The organism is Brevibacterium sp. UCMA 11754, assembly GCF_021532275.1.
GTDB lineage: Bacteria > Actinomycetota > Actinomycetes > Actinomycetales > Brevibacteriaceae > Brevibacterium.
The window spans coordinates 196,462-216,334 of record NZ_JACBOT010000023.1 but is presented as its reverse complement, the minus strand read 5'-3'; the positions used below and the strand labels follow the sequence as shown (position 1 = coordinate 216,334).

19 protein-coding genes are annotated in these 19,873 nt (G+C 63.2%); 9 read left to right on the top strand and 10 right to left on the bottom strand.

Features of this window, described 5'->3' with window-relative positions; genetic code table 11:
* Positions 1-347: 347 nt before the first annotated feature.
* Positions 348-599: a hypothetical protein gene (locus tag HX613_RS12075; protein WP_235345555.1), complete on the bottom strand. Its 252-nt coding sequence runs from the start codon at positions 597-599 to the stop codon at positions 348-350.
* 253 nt (positions 600-852) lie between these two features.
* On the opposite strand from HX613_RS12075, the gene HX613_RS22710 reads away from it, so the two are divergent.
* Positions 853-1,023 (top strand): FAD-binding protein, encoded by a 171-nt coding sequence (locus tag HX613_RS22710; protein WP_328284954.1) that lies wholly within the window; start codon positions 853-855, stop codon positions 1,021-1,023.
* A gap of 193 nt (positions 1,024-1,216) precedes the next feature.
* Here the strand turns inward: HX613_RS22710 and HX613_RS22705 are convergent, their stop codons facing one another.
* Positions 1,217-1,342, bottom strand: a complete 126-nt coding sequence (locus HX613_RS22705; RefSeq protein ID WP_328284952.1) for a hypothetical protein — start codon at positions 1,340-1,342, stop codon at positions 1,217-1,219.
* On the opposite strand from HX613_RS22705, the gene HX613_RS22700 reads away from it, so the two are divergent.
* From HX613_RS22700 to HX613_RS22690, 3 genes are all read left to right on the top strand, one after another.
* Positions 1,329-2,057, top strand: a complete 729-nt coding sequence (locus HX613_RS22700) for a hypothetical protein (RefSeq protein WP_328284951.1) — start codon at positions 1,329-1,331, stop codon at positions 2,055-2,057. The two genes, HX613_RS22705 and HX613_RS22700, sit on opposite strands and share 14 nt — an antisense overlap.
* A gap of 268 nt (positions 2,058-2,325) precedes the next feature.
* Complete coding sequence (locus HX613_RS22695) at positions 2,326-2,907, top strand: (Fe-S)-binding protein (protein WP_328284950.1); 582 nt, start codon at positions 2,326-2,328, stop codon at positions 2,905-2,907.
* Between the two features lie 38 nt (positions 2,908-2,945).
* On the top strand, positions 2,946-3,680 hold the full coding sequence (locus HX613_RS22690) for a (Fe-S)-binding protein (protein WP_328284949.1): 735 nt from the start codon (positions 2,946-2,948) through the stop codon (positions 3,678-3,680).
* 93 nt (positions 3,681-3,773) lie between these two features.
* Here HX613_RS22690 and HX613_RS12065 read toward each other — a convergent pair whose 3' ends face one another.
* Entirely contained in the window at positions 3,774-4,559 is a 786-nt protein-coding gene (locus tag HX613_RS12065; protein ID WP_235345554.1) for an SDR family oxidoreductase, read from the bottom strand.
* Between the two features lie 600 nt (positions 4,560-5,159).
* Between HX613_RS12065 and HX613_RS12060 the strand changes: the two genes are divergently transcribed.
* Positions 5,160-5,945: an SDR family oxidoreductase gene (locus HX613_RS12060; protein ID WP_235345554.1), complete on the top strand. Its 786-nt coding sequence runs from the start codon at positions 5,160-5,162 to the stop codon at positions 5,943-5,945.
* 112 nt (positions 5,946-6,057) lie between these two features.
* Here HX613_RS12060 and HX613_RS12055 read toward each other — a convergent pair whose 3' ends face one another.
* Together HX613_RS12055 and HX613_RS12050 are read right to left on the bottom strand one after the other, a co-directional pair.
* A complete protein-coding gene (locus HX613_RS12055; RefSeq protein WP_235345553.1) occupies positions 6,058-9,000 on the bottom strand; it encodes an FAD-binding and (Fe-S)-binding domain-containing protein in 2,943 nt (980 codons plus the stop codon).
* 73 nt (positions 9,001-9,073) lie between these two features.
* Complete coding sequence (locus HX613_RS12050; RefSeq protein WP_235345552.1) at positions 9,074-10,237, bottom strand: pyridoxal-phosphate-dependent aminotransferase family protein; 1,164 nt, start codon at positions 10,235-10,237, stop codon at positions 9,074-9,076.
* A gap of 473 nt (positions 10,238-10,710) precedes the next feature.
* On the opposite strand from HX613_RS12050, the gene HX613_RS12045 reads away from it, so the two are divergent.
* On the top strand, positions 10,711-12,114 hold the full coding sequence (locus HX613_RS12045; protein WP_235345551.1) for an SLC13 family permease: 1,404 nt from the start codon (positions 10,711-10,713) through the stop codon (positions 12,112-12,114).
* Positions 12,115-12,169: 55 nt separating this feature from the next.
* Here HX613_RS12045 and HX613_RS12040 read toward each other — a convergent pair whose 3' ends face one another.
* From HX613_RS12040 to HX613_RS12025, 4 genes are all read right to left on the bottom strand, one after another.
* Positions 12,170-13,660: a PepSY-associated TM helix domain-containing protein gene (locus HX613_RS12040; RefSeq protein WP_235345550.1), complete on the bottom strand. Its 1,491-nt coding sequence runs from the start codon at positions 13,658-13,660 to the stop codon at positions 12,170-12,172.
* Between the two features lie 100 nt (positions 13,661-13,760).
* The gene (locus HX613_RS12035; RefSeq protein WP_235345549.1) at positions 13,761-14,441 is read right to left on the bottom strand and encodes a hypothetical protein; all 681 of its coding nucleotides are present in this window, start codon (positions 14,439-14,441) and stop codon (positions 13,761-13,763) included.
* Positions 14,442-14,523: 82 nt separating this feature from the next.
* Positions 14,524-15,774, bottom strand: coding sequence for an NAD(P)/FAD-dependent oxidoreductase (locus HX613_RS12030; RefSeq protein WP_235345548.1), 1,251 nt, complete (start codon positions 15,772-15,774; stop codon positions 14,524-14,526).
* A complete protein-coding gene (locus HX613_RS12025) occupies positions 15,771-15,971 on the bottom strand; it encodes a ferredoxin (protein ID WP_235345547.1) in 201 nt (66 codons plus the stop codon). Before HX613_RS12025 ends, HX613_RS12030 begins: the two co-directional genes overlap by 4 nt.
* Positions 15,972-16,091: 120 nt before the next feature.
* Here HX613_RS12025 and HX613_RS12020 point away from each other — a divergent pair, with 120 nt between their 5' ends.
* On the top strand, positions 16,092-17,312 hold the full coding sequence (locus HX613_RS12020) for a cytochrome P450 (RefSeq protein WP_235345546.1): 1,221 nt from the start codon (positions 16,092-16,094) through the stop codon (positions 17,310-17,312).
* Complete coding sequence (locus HX613_RS12015) at positions 17,309-18,022, top strand: TetR/AcrR family transcriptional regulator (RefSeq protein WP_235345545.1); 714 nt, start codon at positions 17,309-17,311, stop codon at positions 18,020-18,022. Before HX613_RS12020 ends, HX613_RS12015 begins: the two co-directional genes overlap by 4 nt.
* Positions 18,023-18,068: 46 nt before the next feature.
* On the opposite strand, the gene HX613_RS12010 is transcribed toward HX613_RS12015, so the two are convergent.
* Positions 18,069-19,016, bottom strand: coding sequence for a ketopantoate reductase family protein (locus HX613_RS12010; protein WP_235345544.1), 948 nt, complete (start codon positions 19,014-19,016; stop codon positions 18,069-18,071).
* Between the two features lie 132 nt (positions 19,017-19,148).
* Between HX613_RS12010 and HX613_RS12005 the strand changes: the two genes are divergently transcribed.
* Positions 19,149-19,844: a TetR/AcrR family transcriptional regulator gene (locus HX613_RS12005; protein WP_235345543.1), complete on the top strand. Its 696-nt coding sequence runs from the start codon at positions 19,149-19,151 to the stop codon at positions 19,842-19,844.
* The last annotated feature ends 29 nt before the right edge of the window (positions 19,845-19,873 follow it).

The following is a 19,873-nucleotide window of genomic DNA, read 5'->3' as shown; positions in this document are numbered from 1 at the left end:
ATGGGGCGTCGATGTCACAGTGTCCGGTTCCCAGAAGGGGCTGATGCTGCCACCGCGGGAATGTCCTTCAACGCTGTCAGCGACAAGGCTCTCGAAGCTCACGAACGCTCAACTCTGCCCCAAGTCCTTCTGGAACTGGACCGAGATGCTTGCATCCGGGAAGAACGGACAGACCCCCATACACCCCGAAACCGAACCTCCTCTACGGACTCAAGGAAGCTCTGCGCATTCTCAACGAGGAGGGGAATGGACAACGTCTTCGCCCGCCATATCCGCTTCGGCGAGGCAACCCGGGCAGCGGTAGAAGCGTGGGGGCTCGAGTGCTGTGCACGAACGAGAACGAACACTCACCCGTCCTCACCGCCGTGCTCATCGCCCGAGGGCTTCGACGCGACGAACTGAGGGGAATCATCCTTGAGAGGTTCAACATGTCTCTTGGGTGCGGGACTGTCGAACTCAAGGGAAAGATCTTCCGGATCGGCCACCTCGGCGATCTCAGCGATCTGACTCTGGCCGGAACCCTCTCCGGCGTGCAGATGGGCCTGCAGCTGGCAGGCATCAAGGGTCGATCCTTCGGGCGTGGAGGCCGTGCTCGACATCCTCCGGGACACGTGAGGGGCGGGCCCCCTGCACAGCAACGCTTTCACTCAATGAGTCGCCTCCGCACGATCGATTGGTGAATGAGACAATGGGCGACTTCATCGCAGACCTGACCCACAGCATTGCAGGCACGGTCGACACCTCGGCGCGCAGGCGAGCCGAATACGCGGTCGACGCCTCGAACTACCGCGTGCCGCCGCGGCCGTCCGTCTTGTCCCGACGACGACGGCCGATGTCGCTGCCATCCTCGACGTGGCACGGTCCCATAGCGTGCCGATCACCTCCCGCGGTGGAGGCACGTCTCAGGCAGGCAATGCCATCGGAACCGGAGTCGTCATCGACTTCTCCCGGCACCTCAATCGGGTCCCTCGACATCGACCCCGTCGCCAAGACCGCACGTGGTTGAGCCCGGTGTTCTCATGAGAGCGATCTGCAGAAGGCCGGTGCCCCGCACGTTCTGTCTGCGCTTCGGACCCGATCCGTCGACGAAAGAACCGGGCCACGATCGCGGGCATGAATCGGCAAACAACTCCTGCGGACCACACGCGATCTCCGCGGAGACGCACCGTTGACAACGTCGTCGAACTCGACGTCATCGATGGGCTGGGACGACGCTTCACCCGCTGGAGAAGGACTCGACCCAGTACCCGGGCTGTCCGATCTTGCGTCGAGCCACCTCGGCGTCATCCGCACCGAATTCGGCCAGCTTCAGCCGACAGGCCTCGGCTATGCGCTGGAACACCTGCTGCCGGAGGAACGGGCCCAATCTCGCGCGGTTCCTCGTCGGCAGCGAGGGCACTCTGACGACGACGATGGAAGCCGTGGTGTCCCTCGGGGACGTGCCGAATCACCGACCGTCCTGGCCCTGGGCTACCCGGACATGTTCGTCGCCGCCGACGCGGTCCCCACGAGTCCTGCCCCACGGACCACTTGCCGTCGAAGGCATCGACTCCCGCCTCATGGACATGGTCCGCGCCCACAAGGGCAAGGACGCGGTACCGGAACTGCCCGCTGGTTCCGGGTGGCTGCTCATCGAGGTCGCCGAGCCCGACCGCCGCCGAGGCTGTTGCGAACGCCCAGGTCATCGCCGACGATTCGGGCACAGATTCCTACCGGATCATTCCCCCGGCCCAGGGCCTCGACTCTGTGGGGCATCGGCCGACGGCCGGGGACTGGCCGGCCGCACCGGAGAAGGGCGACCCGGCCTGGACAGGATGGGAAGATGCCGCGGTTCCCCCGACGTCCTCGGCGACTACCTGCGTGAGCAGGACGAGCTGATGAACAGCTACGGGTTCGTCGGACTGCCCTATGGCCATTTTCGGCGACGGGTGCGTGCACATGCGCACGAACTTCCCCTTCGACCAGCCGGAGGGCACCGAGATCTTCCGCAGCTTTCCTCATGGACGCCGTCGCCTGGTCCCAAGTTCGGAGGATCTGCCTCCGGTGAAACACGGTGACGGTCCGCCCGCTCCGAACTGCTGGCTCTGCAGCACTCCAGTGCAGCGTACTCCACCGAAGCCGTCACCGCATTGGAACAGGTCAAGCGCCTTTTCGACCCGGAGGCGCTGCTCAACCCCGGCGTCATCGTCGATCCGCTGCCACTCGACCAGGATCTGCGCCGGCCGCAGGCGATCTCGATCCGGCGGCAGGCGGGTTCTCCTTCTCCCATGACAAGGGAAGCTTCACCGATGCGGTGCACGCGCTGTGTGGGGGTCGGCAAGTGCCGTGGCGGATACCACTGGTTCCGGTGGTTTCATGTGCCCGTCCTATCTGGCCACGCGCGATGAGAAGGACAGCACTCGGGACGCGCCCGCGTGCTTCAGGAGGTCACCAACGGCGGGCCTCATCAACGACTGGAACTCCGCAGCCGTGCACGAATCGCTGGACCTGTGCCTGAGCTGCAAGGCGTGTGGCAGCGACTGCCCTGCCGGTGTCGACATGGCCCAATACAAGTCGGAAGTCCTCCACCGCACGTACAAGGGAAAGGTCCGACCGCTCTCGCATTACTCGCTGGGTTGGCTGCCCATCTGGGGCAAGGCCCTGACCGCGGTTTCGGGCGTCAGTGCAATCCCGCGAAGCGGCCACTGTCCGCTGAGGCCGTTGGCCAAACTCGTGCTGGCAGGTGGCGGGATGGACACCCGGCGCGGCATGGTCAGCTTCAACACTCAGCGCTTCTCCCGCTGGCGAAGAAGAACGTCACGGAGGCCCAGGCCCGCGACGAACTGGTGGGAGAACACTATGTGCGCAGCTCAACGGTGCAACGCGGACACGGCCGCAGGTCCTGCTCTGGGCGGACTCATTCTCTGAGTACCTCTCGGATGCCGGGGCCCGAGCGACCGTCCGCAGTGCTGGAGGCCGCCGGATTCGAGGTCCTGCTGCCGGAGTCACAGGCATGCTGCGGCCTGACTCTGATCTCCACCGGTCAGCTTGATGCGGCACGGGCCCGGCTGACCCACACCATGGAGGTGCTGGTCCCGTATGCGCAGAAGGGGGTCCCCATCGTCGGCATCGAGCCGAGCTGCACAGCCGTACTGCGTAGCGACCTGAAGGATCTGTTCCCCGATGACACACGGGCCAGCCTGATCGCGGCGCGCACCTCCACCATCGCCGAGGTGCTGGTGGAGTCGGACATCGACGTGCCCGATCTGTCCGGCCGGACCATCGTCGTCCAGCCGCACTGCCATCAGCATTCGGTCATGGGCTTCGCCGCGGATCGAAAGATCCTCGAACGCACCGGGGCCACCATTCGCGAACTGGCAGGGTGCTGCGGGCTGGCAGGCAACTTCGGAATGGAGGCCGGTCACTACGAAGTCTCCGTCGCTGTGGCCGAGAACGCGCTGCTGCCGGGACTGCGTGACGCACCGGAGAACTCGATCTTCCTGGCCGATGGCTACTCGTGCAGAACCCAGGCGAATGATCTGGCCGAGGTGCAGGGCATGACCCTGTCCCAACTGCTGACAGGTGGGGCGGCCAGCGTCGAATATTCCGCTCGAGCGAAGCGATTGCCGGTCGCGAGGACAGAGGCGGGCGCGCCTGCATCGATGATCGGCGCGCCATGTGAGAAGTGCGCGTGTACTTAGAGCAACATGAGCGTGGAGCTCCTGGTTTCGTGCAGCGCTGAACCAGGTAGCTCGACATCACACCAGAACATCCCACCCTTCAAACATTCTTTTTCATTCCTGTGTCGTGTCGCTGAGGCGGCGGAGGTCCTCGACGACATCTGCGGGCTCGTCCTCGAGAGGCATATCGGCTCTGTCGCCGACGCTGTCGAGGCCGTGCGGGGTATCCGCAAGTGCGCCATCGAAGAGCGCATTGAGATCGATCGTCGCAGGACCGTGCTCCGCAACGAGTTCGAAGGTCTTGCCTGCTGCTTCCGGTGCCGTCACAGCCGAGACGAGCACCTGGGCGAGCTGTTCGCGGGAGACTGTTCCATCAGAAGGGCCACCTGCATACTGGCGGTCATCCTGGCGGAGGACGAGCTGCTGCTCGTCCGGGCCGTTCTCATCGAACCAGCCGGGTCGCACGATGGTGTATGGCTGGCCGCTGGAGCGGACCAAGCGCTCAGCACGTCGTTTCCAATCGGCTATGTGTGAGGTGTTGTACCAACTGGTTCGTGCAGTGACACCGACTCCGGTCGTCAGCACGATCCGCACCTCACTATGAGCGATCAGGTCCAGCACGTTGCGAACACCGTTGTATTCGACTTGCCGGATCGTCTCCTCGCTCCCCTCAGCGCCATGCGCGAAAATCACCGCGTCCGCGCCCTCGAGAGCCGCACGCATACTCTCGCGATCGGTGAGATCACCCCGAACAGGCTCTACCCCCTCCGGCAGTACAGAAGCTCGAGACGGGGTACGAACAAGTGCCAGTGTGCGATAGCCCTGCCGGAGAGCTTCGGCAGCAACCAGGCGGCCCATGCTGCCGGTCGCTCCGATGATCAGAACAGACGAGATATTCAATGTGTACTCCTTCTCAGTGTGACGGTACTGGTGTCGGCGAAGTTGGCGAGGAGGTCTATGCGCTTCTCGTTCGCTCAACCGGGGCGATCAGTTTACAGGCGAATCTGCGATCTGTATGAATGTTAACATTCATACATCGATGAGACATCGGGGTCTGGGCACAGGGACCGAATTGCTCCATCCTCAAGTCCACAAGAGTCAAGAAAGAGGTCGTCAATGGCTACTTCCACGAGCGAGGAGGGTTTCGACCCGCCTCGCGACTAAGTGAGATACGTCCCTCACCAATCAGAGCCATCTTTGACAAGGCGGCTTGATTGGTGAGGGACGTATCTCACTTAGTCGCGAGGCGGGTCGAAACCCTCTCTCGCTCGTGGAAGTAGCCATTGACGACCTCTTTCTTGACTCTTGTGGACTTGAGGATGGAGCAATTCGGTCCCTGTGCCCAGACCCCGATGTCTCATCGATGTATGAATGTTAACATTCATACAGATCGCAGATTCGCCTGTAAACTGATCGCCCCGGTTGAGCGAACGAGAAGCGCATAGACCTCCTCGCCAACTTCGCCGACACCAGTACCGTCACACTGAGAAGGAGTACACATTGAATATCTCGTCTGTTCTGATCATCGGAGCGACCGGCAGCATGGGCCGCCTGGTTGCTGCCGAAGCTCTCCGGCAGGGCTATCGCACACTGGCACTTGTTCGTACCCCGTCTCGAGCTTCTGTACTGCCGGAGGGGGTAGAGCCTGTTCGGGGTGATCTCACCGATCGCGAGAGTATGCGTGCGGCTCTCGAGGGCGCGGACGCGGTGATTTTCGCGCATGGCGCTGAGGGGAGCGAGGAGACGATCCGGCAAGTCGAATACAACGGTGTTCGCAACGTGCTGGACCTGATCGCTCATAGTGAGGTGCGGATCGTGCTGACGACCGGAGTCGGTGTCACTGCACGAACCAGTTGGTACAACACCTCACACATAGCCGATTGGAAACGACGTGCTGAGCGCTTGGTCCGCTCCAGCGGCCAGCCATACACCATCGTGCGACCCGGCTGGTTCGATGAGAACGGCCCGGACGAGCAGCAGCTCGTCCTCCGCCAGGATGACCGCCAGTATGCAGGTGGCCCTTCTGATGGAACAGTCTCCCGCGAACAGCTCGCCCAGGTGCTCGTCTCGGCTGTGACGGCACCGGAAGCAGCAGGCAAGACCTTCGAACTCGTTGCGGAGCACGGTCCTGCGACGATCGATCTCAATGCGCTCTTCGATGGCGCACTTGCGGATACCCCGCACGGCCTCGACAGCGTCGGCGACAGAGCCGATATGCCTCTCGAGGACGAGCCCGCAGATGTCGTCGAGGACCTCCGCCGCCTCAGCGACACGACACAGGAATGAAAAAGAATGTTTGAAGGGTGGGATGTTCTGGTGTGATGTCGAGCTACCTGGTTCAGCGCTGCACGAAACCAGGAGCTCCACGCTCATGTTGCTCTAAGTACACGCGCACTTCTCACATGGCGCGCCCGATCATCGATGCAGGCGCGCCCGCCTCTGTCCTCGCGACCGGCAATCGCTTCGCTCGAGCGGAATATTCGACGCTGGCCGCCCCACCTGTCAGCAGTTGGGACAGGGTCATGCCCTGCACCTCGGCCAGATCATTCGCCTGGGTTCTGCACGAGTAGCCATCGGCCAGGAAGATCGAGTTCTCCGGTGCGTCACGCAGTCCCGGCAGCAGCGCGTTCTCGGCCACAGCGACGGAGACTTCGTAGTGACCGGCCTCCATTCCGAAGTTGCCTGCCAGCCCGCAGCACCCTGCCAGTTCGCGAATGGTGGCCCCGGTGCGTTCGAGGATCTTTCGATCCGCGGCGAAGCCCATGACCGAATGCTGATGGCAGTGCGGCTGGACGACGATGGTCCGGCCGGACAGATCGGGCACGTCGATGTCCGACTCCACCAGCACCTCGGCGATGGTGGAGGTGCGCGCCGCGATCAGGCTGGCCCGTGTGTCATCGGGGAACAGATCCTTCAGGTCGCTACGCAGTACGGCTGTGCAGCTCGGCTCGATGCCGACGATGGGGACCCCCTTCTGCGCATACGGGACCAGCACCTCCATGGTGTGGGTCAGCCGGGCCCGTGCCGCATCAAGCTGACCGGTGGAGATCAGAGTCAGGCCGCAGCATGCCTGTGACTCCGGCAGCAGGACCTCGAATCCGGCGGCCTCCAGCACTGCGACGGTCGCTCGGGCCCCGGCATCCGAGAGGTACTCAGAGAATGAGTCCGCCCAGAGCAGGACCTGCGGCCGGTGTCCGCGTTGCACCGTTGAGCTGCGCACATAGTGTTCTCCCACCAGTTCGTCGCGGGCCTGGGCCTCCGTGACGTTCTTCTTCGCCCAGCGGGAGAAGCGCTGAGTGTTGAAGCTGACCATGCCGCGCCGGGTGTCCATCCCGCCACCTGCCAGCACGAGTTTGGCCAACGGCCTCAGCGACAGTGCCGCGTTCGCGATTGCACTGACGCCCGGAACCGCGGTCAGGGCCTTGCCCCAGATGGGCAGCCAACCCAGCGAGTAATGCGAGAGCGGTCGGACCTTTCCCTTGTACGTGCGGTGGAGGACTTCCGACTTGTATTGGGCCATGTCGACACCGGCAGGGCAGTCGCTGCCACACGCCTTGCAGCTCAGGCACAGGTCCAGCGATTCGTGCACGGCTGCGGAGTTCCAGTCGTTGATGAGGCCGCCGTTGGTGACCTCCTGAAGCACGCGGGCGCGTCCCCGAGTGCTGTCCTTCTCATCGCGCGTGGCCAGATAGGACGGGCACATGAAACCACCGGAACCAGTGGTATCCGCACGGCACTTGCCGACCCCCACACAGCGGTGCACCGCATCGGTGAAGCTTCCCTTGTCATGGGAGAAGGAGAACCCGCCTGCCGCCTGGATCGAGATCGCCTGCGGCCGGCGCAGATCCTGGTCGAGTGGCAGCGGATCGACGATGACGCCGGGGTTGAGCAGCGCCTCCGGGTCGAAAAGGCGCTTGACCTGTTCCAATGCGGTGACGGCTTCGGTGGAGTGCTGCAGAGCCAGCAGTTCGGAGCGGGCGCGACCGTCACCGTGTTCACCGGAGGCAGATCCTCCGAACTTGGTGACCAGGCGACCGGCGTCCATGAGGAAGCTGCGGAAGATCTCGGTGCCCTCCGGCTGGTCGAAGGGGAAGTTCGTGCGCATGTGCACGCACCCGTCGCCGAAATGGCCATAGGGCAGTCCGACGACCCCGTAGCTGTTCATCAGCTCGTCCTGCTCACGCAGGTAGTCGCCGAGGACGTCCGGGGGAACCGCGGCATCTTCCCATCCTGTCCAGGCCGGGTCGCCCTTCTCGGTGCGGCCGGCCAGTCCCCCGGCGTCGGCCCGGATGCCCCACAGAGTCGAGGCCTCTGGGCCGGCGGGAATGATCCGGTAGGAATCTGTGCCCGAATCGTCGGCGATGACCTGGGCGTTCGCAACAGCCTCGGCGGCGGTGGCTCCGGCGACCTCGATGAGCAGCCACCCGGAACCAGCGGGCAGTTCCGGTACCGCGTCCTTGCCCTTGTGGGCGCGGACCATGTCCATGAGGCGGGAGTCGATGCCTTCGACGGCAAGTGGTCCGTGGGGCAGGACTCGTGGGACCGCGTCGGCGGCGACGAACATGTCCGGGTAGCCCAGGGCCAGGACGGTCGGTGAGTTCGGCACGTCCCCGAGGGACACCACGGCTTCCATCGTCGTCGTCAGAGTGCCCTCGCTGCCGACGAGGAACCGCGCGAGATTGGGCCCGTTCTCCGGCAGCAGGTGTTCCAGCGCATAGGCCGAGGCCTGTCGGCTGAAGCGGCCGAATTCGGTGCGGATGACGCCGAGGTGGCTCGACGCAAGATCGGACAGCCCGGGTACTGGGTCGAGTCCTTCTCCAGCGGTGAAGCGTCGTCCCAGCCCATCGATGACGTCGAGTTCGACGACGTTGTCAACGGTGCGTCCCGCGGAGATCGCGTGTGGTCCGCAGGAGTTGTTGCCGATCATGCCCGCGATCGTGGCCCGGTTCTTCGTCGACGGATCGGGTCCGAAGCGCAGACCGTGCGGGGCACCGGCCTTCTGCAGATCGCTCATGAGAACACCGGGCTCAACACGTGCGGTCTTGGCGACGGGGTCGATGTCGAGGACCCGATTGAGGTGCCGGGAGAAGTCGATGACGACTCCGGTTCCGATGGCATTGCCTGCCTGAGACGTGCCTCCACCGCGGGAGGTGATCGGCACGCTATGGGACCGTGCCACGTCGAGGATGGCAGCGACATCGGCCGTCGTCGTCGGGAAGACGACGGCCCGCGGCGGCACGCGGTAGTTCGAGGCGTCGACCGCGTATTCGGCTCGCCTGCGCGCCGAGGTGTCGACCGTGCCTGCAATGCTGTGGGTCAGGTCTGCGATGAAGTCGCCCATTGTCTTCTCACCAATCGATCGTGCGGAGGCTGACTCATTGAGTGAAGCGTTGCTGTGCAGGTGGGGCCGCCCCTCACGTGTCCCGGAGGATGTCGAGCACGGCCTCCACGCCCGAAGGATCGACCTTGATGCCTGCCAGCTGCAGGCCCATCTGCACGCCGGAGAGGGTTCCGGCCAGAGTCAGATCGCTGAGATCGCCGAGGTGGCCGATCCGGAAGATCTTTCCCTTGAGTTTCGACAGTCCCGCACCCAGAGACATGTTGAACCTCTCAAGGATGATTCCCCTCAGTTCGTCGGCGTCGAAGCCCTCGGGCATGAGCACGGCGGTGAGGACCGGTGAGTGTTCGTTCTCGTTCGTGCACAGCACCTCGAGCCCCCACGCTTCTACCGCTGCCCGGGTTGCCTCGCCGAAGCGGATATGGCGGGCGAAGACGTTGTCCATTCCCTCCTCGTTGAGAATGCGCAGAGCTTCCTTGAGTCCGTAGAGGAGGTTCGTGTTCGGGGTGTAGGGGGTCTGTCCGTTCTTCCCGGATGCAAGCATCTCGGTCCAGTTCCAGAAGGACTTGGGCAGAGTTGAGCGTTCGTGAGCTTCGAGAGCCTTGTCGCTGACAGCGTTGAAGGACATTCCCGGTGGCAGCATCAGCCCCTTCTGGGAACCGGACACTGTGACATCGACGCCCCATTCGTCGTGACGATAGTCAACGGATCCCAGCGAGGAGATCGTGTCGACCATGAGCAGTGCGGGATGATCTGCAGCATCGATGGAGCGGCGGATCTCGGGAATGCGGCTCGTCACGCCGGTCGAAGTTTCGTTGTGGACGACGCAGACTGCCTTGAACCGGTGGGCAGTGTCCTCGGCCAGAGCCGCGCGGATCTTCCCCGGATCGGCTCCTGTGCGCCAGTCACCTTGGATCATTGTGGGTTTGAGGCCCCACTTCTCGGCCATGGCCTTCCACAGACTGGAGAAGTGGCCGGTCTCGTAGCAGAGGATCTCATCGCCTGGGCTCAACGTGTTGACCAGCGCGGCTTCCCAGGCTCCGGTGCCGGTAGCGGGGTAGATGATGACCTGGTTGGAGGTGCCGAAGATATCGGCGACTCCGGTCAGGACCTGGGAGAAGAGCTCCTGGAAGTCCGGTCCCCGATGATCGATCGTGGGCATGGACATGGCTCGCAGCACGGAGTCGGGGACGTTGCTGGGCCCTGGGATCTGCAGAAAGTGCCGTCCGCTGTGAGTCATGATCTTCCATCCCTTTCGCGTGCCGATCGGCACTGAGTGTGAGTCGAGTTCGGCCGAGCGGCCAGGAGGTGCCGAGGAGCAGAGTACGGATGGGTGAGAGCCGGACGCAGAGTGGCGAGGCTCGTCACGACCGAGTTGGTGAAACGGTGTCTGATGACTTCTGCTGCCGGGTTCATCGTCGGAGAATCCTCTCTGATTCCACGATGCGATACAAAGGTTTCATTTTACGCTACCACACGAGCGACGATCAGAAAATGGGTCATTCGCAGGGTGGACTCGACCCTGCCACCAGCGCAGATGCGCGAACCGCGGGCAAGGAGACTCAACTTTTCCCAATTGCCAGGAAACCCTTGACTCGGTCCTCCGATAGGGGCAGGCTTTCACAAAAGGTACTTCGAGATTCCGCATCATGGAAAGTACGAGGCGGCAAAGAGGCTGTCTCGGTGACTCTACACATCGCATTGGAGCGAATTGTGTCTCTTGAATTAGCGTCCATCCTCGTCCTCGTGGCCCTGTTCGTCATCGCCACCTTCGTCTCGGTCCATATGGGTGCGCTTGCACTCATGGCGACCTTCCTCTTCGGCACCCTCGCCCTCGGAGAAGACGCCGACACCCTCCTGTCCGGGTTCCCAGCAGATCTCTTCCTCATCCTCGTGGGGGTGACGTATCTGTTCGCCTTGGCAAAGGACAATGGAACGGTCGACTGGCTGGTTCATGTCCTCGTCAAAGCGGTGGGAGGCAGGATCGCCCTGATCCCGTGGGTGTTCTTCGTCGTCACCGCGCTCCTCTCTGGTTTCGGCTCCGTCGTTCCCGCCGCCATCGCGATCATCGCTCCGATCGGGATGGGCTTCGCCCGGCGCTACGACATTCGTCCGCTGCTGATGGGACTCATGATCATCAACGGGGCCACTGCCGGCGGCTTCTCACCGCTGAGCATCTTCGGCACCATCACCAACCAGGTCGTCGAACGCAATGACCTGCCTGGCAGTCCTGTACTCCTGTTCCTCGCTTCCTTCGTCTTCAACTTCCTGCTTGGCCTCATCTGCTTCTTCCTCTTCGGCGGACGTGACCTGCTGGGCAAGCGAGATCTGGGCCACGGCCTGGAGGACGTGCACGGCACCGACGCCGATGCTGACGATGGGGCACGTGACAGCGGCGGCACTGGCTCCGGCGCCCAGCCGAAGATCCCCCGAAATGATCCGCAGCGTCGCGCTGCACGCAGGTCGGTGCAGACGACCATGGTCAAGGACGATGACATTGATGAACCGGTGACCACGTTGGATCGCAATCGCATCGTTACTCTCATCGGCCTCATCGTCCTGGCTGTCATGGTGGTTCCGCCGCTGAACCAGGATGTCGGCTTCACCGCGATCTGCATCGCCGTCATCATCTCGTTCTTCTCACCGAAGGTGAGCAAGGGTGCGGTCAGCAAGATCGCCTGGCCCACGGTGCTCCTCATCTGCGGCATCGTCACCTACGTCGAACTCATGGAGCGCTTGGGCACCATCGACTGGCTGGGCAACCTCGTTGCCGGCATGGGAGCTCCGCTCTTCGCGGCGCTGCTCATCTGCTTCATCGGTGCCGTCGTCTCGGCCTTCGCCTCGACAACCGGCATCCTCGGGGCTCTCATCCCACTGGCCGTGCCGTTCCTGCTCACCGGTACCATCGGAGAGATCGGGATGATCATCGCCCTGGCGATCTCGTCCTCGGTGGTCGACTCGAGCCCCTTCTCCACATCGGGCGCACTGGTCGTCGCGAACTCGCCGGAGGAGCAGCGTGATCAGGTCTTCAAGCAGCTCATGAGGTGGGGTTTCTCGATGGTCCTCATCGCGCCGATCGTCACCTGGCTCATCTTCGTCGTCCCCGGTTGGGGCTGATCTGCAAGCAGGAAATGAACGCCGGACCGAGATCACTCGGCCCGGCGTTCTGGTCTCACCTGCGGCTTCGCCTCCTCGCCCACATCGCCAGCACACCGTCAACAATGAGGAACCCAACAAGGCTGATCCCCACCATCGGCAGGAATACCCCGATCCCCACCGCAACGAGCGCGACTGCAGCCACCGACCACCAGGATGCCTTCGTCAGCGCACCACGGACAGGTGTGACGCCGAATTTCTTGCTCGGATCATGCTTGGGTCGGCGCTGCCACCACATCACATAGCCCCACACGACCATGGACGCGATTGCAATTGCGAGGACGACGAGGACGATCTGGTTGGCCAGGCCGAACATGGTTCCCATGTGCATGTCGATGCCCCACCGCGCAAGCTTCGACGCGAACCCGTAGTCGGAGAAGTCGACACGATCGGTGATCTCCATGGTGTAGGCATCGATCGCCACGGCATCGACTTCGGTGGGGAAGCTGCGTTGGATCTCTTGGACGACCCACGCGGAATCAGCATCGGCCGGCGGCAGAATTTCGACGAGTCCGGTGTTGACGTTGATATCGCGGGCCATGGCCAGTGTCATGTCGAAATCGCCCGGGTCGATTCCGCCGGTATCGGCCGCACCAGATTGTCCCATGTGAGCGCCGTCGTCGTGGCCCTCGTGGCCCTCGTGACCTGCATGGCCCTCGTGGCCTGCCTGCCCTCCAGCGCCCGACTCCCCCACTGCCGATTCTCGATCGAGATCCGTGGAGACCGCAGGCGTCGACCAGTCCAGCGCCGCCCGCAGCTTCGTCACATTGTCTCCGCCCAGCTGGGACCAGGTGATGCCGGTGGCTGACAGGAACAGCATCCCGATCGCCGCCCAAACTCCAACAGAGGCGTGCCATGAGAAGGTGCGGCGAAGACCCTTGTGCTTCATGTTCGGCCGCAGCATCGCTGAAGCATTCCGAGCTCTACGGGCGCGCAACACCCACAGGCACAATCCCGCAACCGCGATGATGCCCAGCCAGGACGCGGCGAGTTCACTGTAGTACCGCCCGACATCGCCGAGGTGAAGGCTGCGGTGCAGCTGATCGACCCAGGTTCTCAACGGCAGGGACCCCGAGGACCCGTACACGGTCAGGTCGCCCTTCACCTCGGCGGTGGTGGGATCGATGAAGATCGCCCGGGATTCGCTCTCGTCCAGGTTCGGGTCCTCGAACATCACCCGGGTCGTGGTTCCGGGTTCCGGTGCCGGACGCACAGCGCTGATGGTCTCGCCTCCCCCGGTGTAGGTTGTCGCGGCCGCGACCTGGTCGGCCAGCGGCAGGGCGGGACCTGTCGCCTGAGTGGTCAGCTCATCTGCGTAGACGACCTTTTCGATCTGCGGGCTGATCGCATACAGGGCGCCGCTGAGTGCGGCGATGAGGATGAAGGGACCGACGAAGATTCCTGCGTAGAAGTGGAGACGGCGCAGGATTTGGCCGAACCAGCCTCGGCTGGGTGTTCGTGGATTGGTCCGCCCGGTTTCGGGCAGGGATGAAACAGGTGTGGTCATGGTGAAGCTTTCTGTGGAGTGCGCTCGACCGCGCTGACAGGCGGTCAGGCGAGCGCGCGCCAGCGGAAGTCCGCCGGCGCTGAGGTCAGAGATCTTGAGGTCAGAAAGCTTCCACGGGTGGTCCTCTGGTGAGGACAGGAGAGCGCAGAACGCCGAGGCGGCGAGGCAGGATCCGGGCGACGCCGAGGTGGGGCCTGGGTCCGGTCGGAACCGGTATCGGCCGCACCGCAGTGGGCAGGAGCGCGTGGATGACGAGCCGGAGGAAGCTGCCGATCTTCGCCGGCAGCGTCTCCGACCAATAGATCATGGCGATCGTGAGGACAGCCGCCATCAGGTGAGCCAGCAGCATTGCTGGTGATGTGTGCGCATGCATGCTCGCGCCGGCGTCCGACATCGGCTCTGCGCCGGACATGGCGTGCGGCATGGAGCCGGACATCCCGGCCATCGAATCCGCAGCACCCGCATGGTGCATCGCAAGCCGCTCAAGTGCGTTCGCCGGACCGTGGTTTCCGGTCCTCGGTGTGAATACGGAGAAGAGCAGGTGGAACAGTGATTGGCTGGTCAGCACCGATAGTGACAGCCGCGGCAACGACAGCCTGCGGCCCGCAAGCAGAACACAGACCAGGGTCGATAAGGCCAGGGGCACCACGATGCCCATCACCGTCGGCAGTCCGCCGCCGCCGATCACGTGCGAGGTCAGAGCAACGAAGGTGGCGAAGGACGCGGCAAGACTGCCGTGCAGGGCACGTCGATGCCTGTGCTTCTTCTTCACGCGAACCATTCTCACACAGTTCGACCCACCGATCAGAGAAAGACTTGTCGGCAGCGCTCGTCAGAAGATGCCGTCCCACAGGGCTGACTTGTCAGGTCACGAACGCCGAGGTGAGCATCTCTTCCACCGTGTTTCCATCGACGAGAGCCTGCCTCCAGCGGCGCAGAGATTTGAACATCCCGGCACCGATGACGCCGAGGACTCGGCCTGATTGGTCCGTGCTTACTGCCACAAAGCGGCGCTCATCGACGCTCCCGTCGACCACCTGGAATCGGTGTTGCCGCGATTGCTGGCCGAAGCTCTGGATCTTCAGGTCGTATTGGTCGGACCAGAAGTACGGTACCAACGGAGCATGCTCAGCCGGACGCCCGAGGATGTCCTGTGCGCTCCGGAGAGCGTGCTCATTGGCCGCCTGGCGATGCTCCACACGGACATACTGACGACGATCCGGATCCCACCAGGCGGCCACATCGCCGATCGCCCAGACATCCTTCGCAGCTCGACCTGTCGAATCGCAGCGCACACCGCCGGCACCGTCGTCGTCGAACGCAGCCAACGGCACCTCGCTGCCTCCGAGCCAATCCACGCTCGGCTCTGATCCGATGGCCACGACGACCAGATCTGCAGGTACTGTTCGTCCATCAATGAGGCTGACCCCGGTGACGTGATGGCCCGTGTGTGTGAATGCAGCGGCGGAGACTCCGAGCTCGAGGTGCACGCCGTGACTGCGGTGTAAATCGGCGAGCATGGTTCCTATTTCGTCCCCAACCTGCTCCTGCATCGGGAGCTCGCGGGAACCGATCAAAGTGACGTCCTTGCCCTGGTCACGACAGACCGCAGCGACTTCTGCTCCGAGGAAACCGGAGCCGACGACTGCTATCTTCTGCACGCCGTCCAATTCAGTGCGCAGGGCCACCGCGTCATCGAGCCCCCGCAGCAGATGAACACCGCGCAGTCCTTGCGCCGCCGAAAGCCTGCGGGCACGAACTCCGGTCGCAATGATCAGAGCGTCGTAGAACACGCTCTGTCCTGAATCGAGTTCGAGGCGGTGCGCCTGGACGTCGAGAGCCGTTGCTCGAGTCGAAAGCTGCAGTTTCGTCCCGGCGGCGGTGAGTTCCTCCCGCGTACGCAGGCGCGCCTTCTCCAACGGCCACGTCCCGGCTAGGATCTGCTTCGACAGCGGCGGTCGGTCGTACGGCGGATGGGCTTCCTCGCCGAAGATCAGGATCTCGCCGACGTGTCCTGCCCCGCGGAGCGCGTCAGCCGCGGCGATACCCGCCGGACCCGCACCGACGATGACGATGCGAGAGGTCGACGACCCATCCGTGGAATTCGTCGTCACTGCTCAAGTATGCGGATCGCGGCCGCCGGGCACAGGGCAGCAGCAGATCGGGCGGACTCTTCATGCTCACCGCTCGGGTACTCCTCGAGGATCACAGCAACCCCGTCCTCATCTCGCTGGTCGAACACGTCCGGAGCGGTGAATACACACTGGCCTGCGGAAATGCAGTTATCTTCTTCAAGCTCGACCTTCAACACTGCCTCCTCTGCTGCGACGCTCTGCAGTCATTCGAATATTCGTAAGTCACGTGACTTAATGTTAGCGTAACACCCACAACGCTACGCCACGATCAGCGTGGCAGCGGAGAGGAACCGTCCATGACAACATCGAATACCTGCCCCATCACCGGCGCCTCTGCTGAGGATCCTCTGCCTTTCCCATTCGACCCGCCGACTGCCATCGCCCCACCGGAGGAATGGACCCAGCTGCGCGAGCAATGCCCTGTGGCATATGTACGCACCCCGCAGGAAGACGCACTGCTATTGACCCGCTATGAGGATGTGAAGACGCTCCTCTCTGACCCTCGCTTCCCACGTTCTCCTCAAGATGAGGAGACGGCAAAGGCCGGCAGCAGCCCCGGATCGGGCTCTTCGATCAACATGATCGGCGCGGAGCACATGCGCTGGCGCCGACTGCTCAGCAAATCCTTTACGGCCAAGCGCATGCAGGCGATGCGACCCCACATCCGCCAGCTCACCGATGAGCTGATCGATGACATGATCGCCGACGGAAACTCCGCGGACCTTCGCACGGCGCTGGGATTCCCCTTGCCCGTATACGTCATCTGCGACCTGCTCGGCGTTCCGGCCGAGGACCGCGATAAGTTCGCCCACTGGTCGGATCACTTCCTGAATCTCACACGCTACGAGCAGTCCGACGTCGAGCAGGCGATGAGCGAACTCGACGACTATCTGAGCGCCCATGTGCAGCTCAAGCGTGAACAGCCCGGCGACGACCTGCTGTCCGAGCTCACCAGCATCGCAGACGAAGACGACGGACGCCTGTCCCAGCAGGAACTTGTCGACACCGGTAAGGGACTTCTCATCGCCGGGCACGAAACCACAGCGAACATGATCGGCAAGATGGCGGCCATGCTGCTCAGTCGTCGAGAACGATGGGAAGAGCTTCTCGCCGATCCCAGCCTGGTCCCCGCTGCCGTCGAAGAATCTCTTCGCTTCGACGCCAATCTCGGGTTCGCCATGCACCGGTGGGTCTCGGAGGAGATCCAGATCAGCGATACTACGATTAAACCGAACTCCATGGTGCTCTCGGCGATCCCTGCAGCGAATCGTGACGAACGCGCGTTCGAGAACGCCGACGAGATGGACTTTTCGCGAGGGCCTAACCCACATCTGACCTTCGGAGCGGGACCGCATTCATGCCTTGGCCAGAGCCTGGCACGCGTCGAACTGGCAACAGTGCTGTCGGCACTTCTGGAACGACTGCCCACCCTCGATCTGGCCGTCGGTGAAGACGAACTCGAACGGCGACAGGGTCTTCTGGTGGGTGGGCTGGAAGAAGTACCGGTGCGCTGGTGAACACCGACGCCCCGGAGATCCCCGTGTCAGAACAGTCCCCGGCTGGCGGACCGGCGCCGTCACGTCGTCAAGCCCAGGCTGGCGCGACGCGATCCCAGCTGCTGCTCGCGGCGGAACGCCTCTATGCAATCCACGGGATCTCCGAGGTGTCGAACCGGCAGGTCGCCGAGGCGGCCAGCTCTGCCAACAATTCCGCCGTCGGCTACTACATCGGCACGAAGACGGATCTGCTCGAAGCGATACTGCGATCACATAATGAGCCGATCGCGCGGAACATGAAGGGGAGAATCGACCAGGTTGTCAGTTCACCGGACCTGCGCGACTACGTCGAGTGCCTCGTCCGCCCGTACACAGACCACCTCGCCCAGCTCCCCCGCCCGAGCGGGCTTGCGCGGGTCATCTCGCAGGTGGTGACCGATCCGACGCTGCTGCACAACCGTGTCTTCGATTCGACGCTCGGGCAGACATTGCGCGAGGCGTTCGCGCCGATGTGGTCCCAGATCGCCGACGCACCCCAGGACACGATCGAGATGCGACAACAGGTGCTGCGCAACATGGTCCTTCACACCTGCGCCGAGCAGGAGCGCAAAGCTCACCTCGCTGGGATCCCTGCTGACTGGCCTCTGGTCAGCGAAGTCCTCATCAACTCCATCACTGCAGTACTCACCCATGTCCCGAGCCAGTCCGGTGACACTAACTCCGGCTCGTGACCAGCCAAATTCGCACGGCGTCGTGGTTGGTGATAGCGCTCCAGCCTCACCGGAAGGCCGGCTCGTTTCCTTCCAGCCGGGGCACCTTTACGCCCAGTTGCCTTGCGTCGGCGAGGACGTCGCGCGGATAGATTGCCTGTGCCTCGAAGTCGATGTGTCCGGTGGCTTGTGCCTGAACCATGATGTCGGTGAGCACATTGTCGCCCGCCAGCAGCTTCTGCATAGTGAATCCGAAGATGCCGGCGGGGATGAACCGTGCCGCTGCGGCACCGAGCCTCGAGGTTCCGCCCTTCGCTGTGAGCACCGGGATCATCTCCCGCACAAGTCGCACAACTTCCTGCAGTGCGGGGCGCGAGCGGACGAGCGCGTCGAAGCTTCCCATCCGCAGCCAGCCGACCATGATTCCCGCGTCGAGGATGAAGTGGAACCACAGCCAGCTGCGGAAGTCTTTCACCTCGGAGATTGAGAACCCGGCCGTGGTGAAGAGGTCCCGGACGGCTCGGTGTCTGTCGGTGCGGCTCGAACCATCGATGTCGCCGAGGAATATGCTCTTGACGAATCCGCCGTGCAGGGAGTTGCCGGAATACCCACCTCCTCCGCCCGGGAACCCCCAGACGATCTGCTCGCGGGGCAGACCAGCCACGGCGGCTGCAGGCTCGGCCCAGATGTTGTTGAAGACGAGGATGGTGGCTCGGCCGACTCGGCTGCTGAGGAAGTCGACCACGGCGTCCAGCTGATCGTGGTTGACGCTGACGACGATGAGGTCGTAATCGTGGTCCGGCTCGAGGTCTTCGCGCAACGTGATGGGCCACTCTTCGTGAACTGGCTTCCCTTTCCTAGAGGTCCGGCCGTCCCTGATGTCCAGGTCGACCGAGGACCCGAAGTCAGCGGAACGACCTGGGCGGACATAGAAGTCGACCTCATTTCCCGCCTTCTCCAGGGCCCATCCGTACAGTGTCGAAATGACTCCGCGGCCGAACATCAGAATCTTCATATCTGCGCCTTTCCACTGCGCCGGTCGGCGCTCTTCAGATCTCCACAATATGTGGAAGATGGTTTCCACTTACGTATAGACTAAGCGGTGAATCCATCGAAGCATTCCGATTTTCCGGAAGTGAGAGAAGAAATGGCTGAGACGACTCAGATCGATGCGCAGCACTCGCCAAACGATGCCGGCGGTGCAGACTTCGACCGTCCGAAGCTGCGTGCGGATGCCGCGGACAACAGAGCGCGCATTCTCGCAGCGGCGCGCGACCTCTTCACCGAGCGTGGCATCGATGTGCCCATGACGGCGATTGCCCGCCGGGCCGGCGTGGGTGCTGCAACGCTCTTCCGGCGCTTCCCCAACCGCCGATCGCTCATCGCCGAGGTGTTCACCACTCAGCTCACGCATTGCGAATCGGTCCTCGAAGAAGCCGCTGCAGATCCGGACCCCTGGCACGGCTTCTGCACGTTCGTCGAAGACCTGGGCCGGATGCAGATCGAGGATCGCGGGTTCACCGAGGCGTTTCTCTCAGCGTTCTCCGAGGACGCGGGAATCGATGAGAAGCGCCTGCGCGCGGAAGCCGCCTTCGCAGACCTGGTCGAACGTGCGCAGAATTCAGGCGGGCTCAGACCCGATTTCAGCCCCAGCGACCTCATGCTGATCTTCCTGGCCAACGGCGGCATCAGCGAGGCTCCGCCCGAGCATGCTCACGACCTCTCGCGACGGCTCATCGCCTATCTGCTGCAGAGTTTCGAGGCGAATGGGCAGCAGGCCGGACGATCACTTCCTGGACCAAGCCGCATGGGGCTCGGCGAAGTCTTCGCCGCGCCACAGTGAGCGTTCAACCTCGGTGACCGTTCAGCCGA

Coding starts and splice junctions, on each gene's coding strand:
- HX613_RS12075 (WP_235345555.1), bottom strand. CDS start 599: ATGTCGAGCACGGCCTCCACGCCCGAAGGATCGACCCTTGATGCCTGC.
- HX613_RS22700 (WP_328284951.1), top strand. CDS start 1,329: ATGCGCTGGAACACCTGCTGCCGGAGGAACGGGCCCAATCTCGCGCGG.
- HX613_RS12055 (WP_235345553.1), bottom strand. CDS start 9,000: ATGGGCGACTTCATCGCAGACCTGACCCACAGCATTGCAGGCACGGTC.
- HX613_RS12050 (WP_235345552.1), bottom strand. CDS start 10,237: ATGACTCACAGCGGACGGCACTTTCTGCAGATCCCAGGGCCCAGCAAC.
- HX613_RS12040 (WP_235345550.1), bottom strand. CDS start 13,660: ATGACCACACCTGTTTCATCCCTGCCCGAAACCGGGCGGACCAATCCA.
- HX613_RS12035 (WP_235345549.1), bottom strand. CDS start 14,441: ATGGTTCGCGTGAAGAAGAAGCACAGGCATCGACGTGCCCTGCACGGC.
- HX613_RS12020 (WP_235345546.1), top strand. CDS start 16,092: ATGACAACATCGAATACCTGCCCCATCACCGGCGCCTCTGCTGAGGAT.
- HX613_RS12010 (WP_235345544.1), bottom strand. CDS start 19,016: ATGAAGATTCTGATGTTCGGCCGCGGAGTCATTTCGACACTGTACGGA.
- HX613_RS12005 (WP_235345543.1), top strand. CDS start 19,149: ATGGCTGAGACGACTCAGATCGATGCGCAGCACTCGCCAAACGATGCC.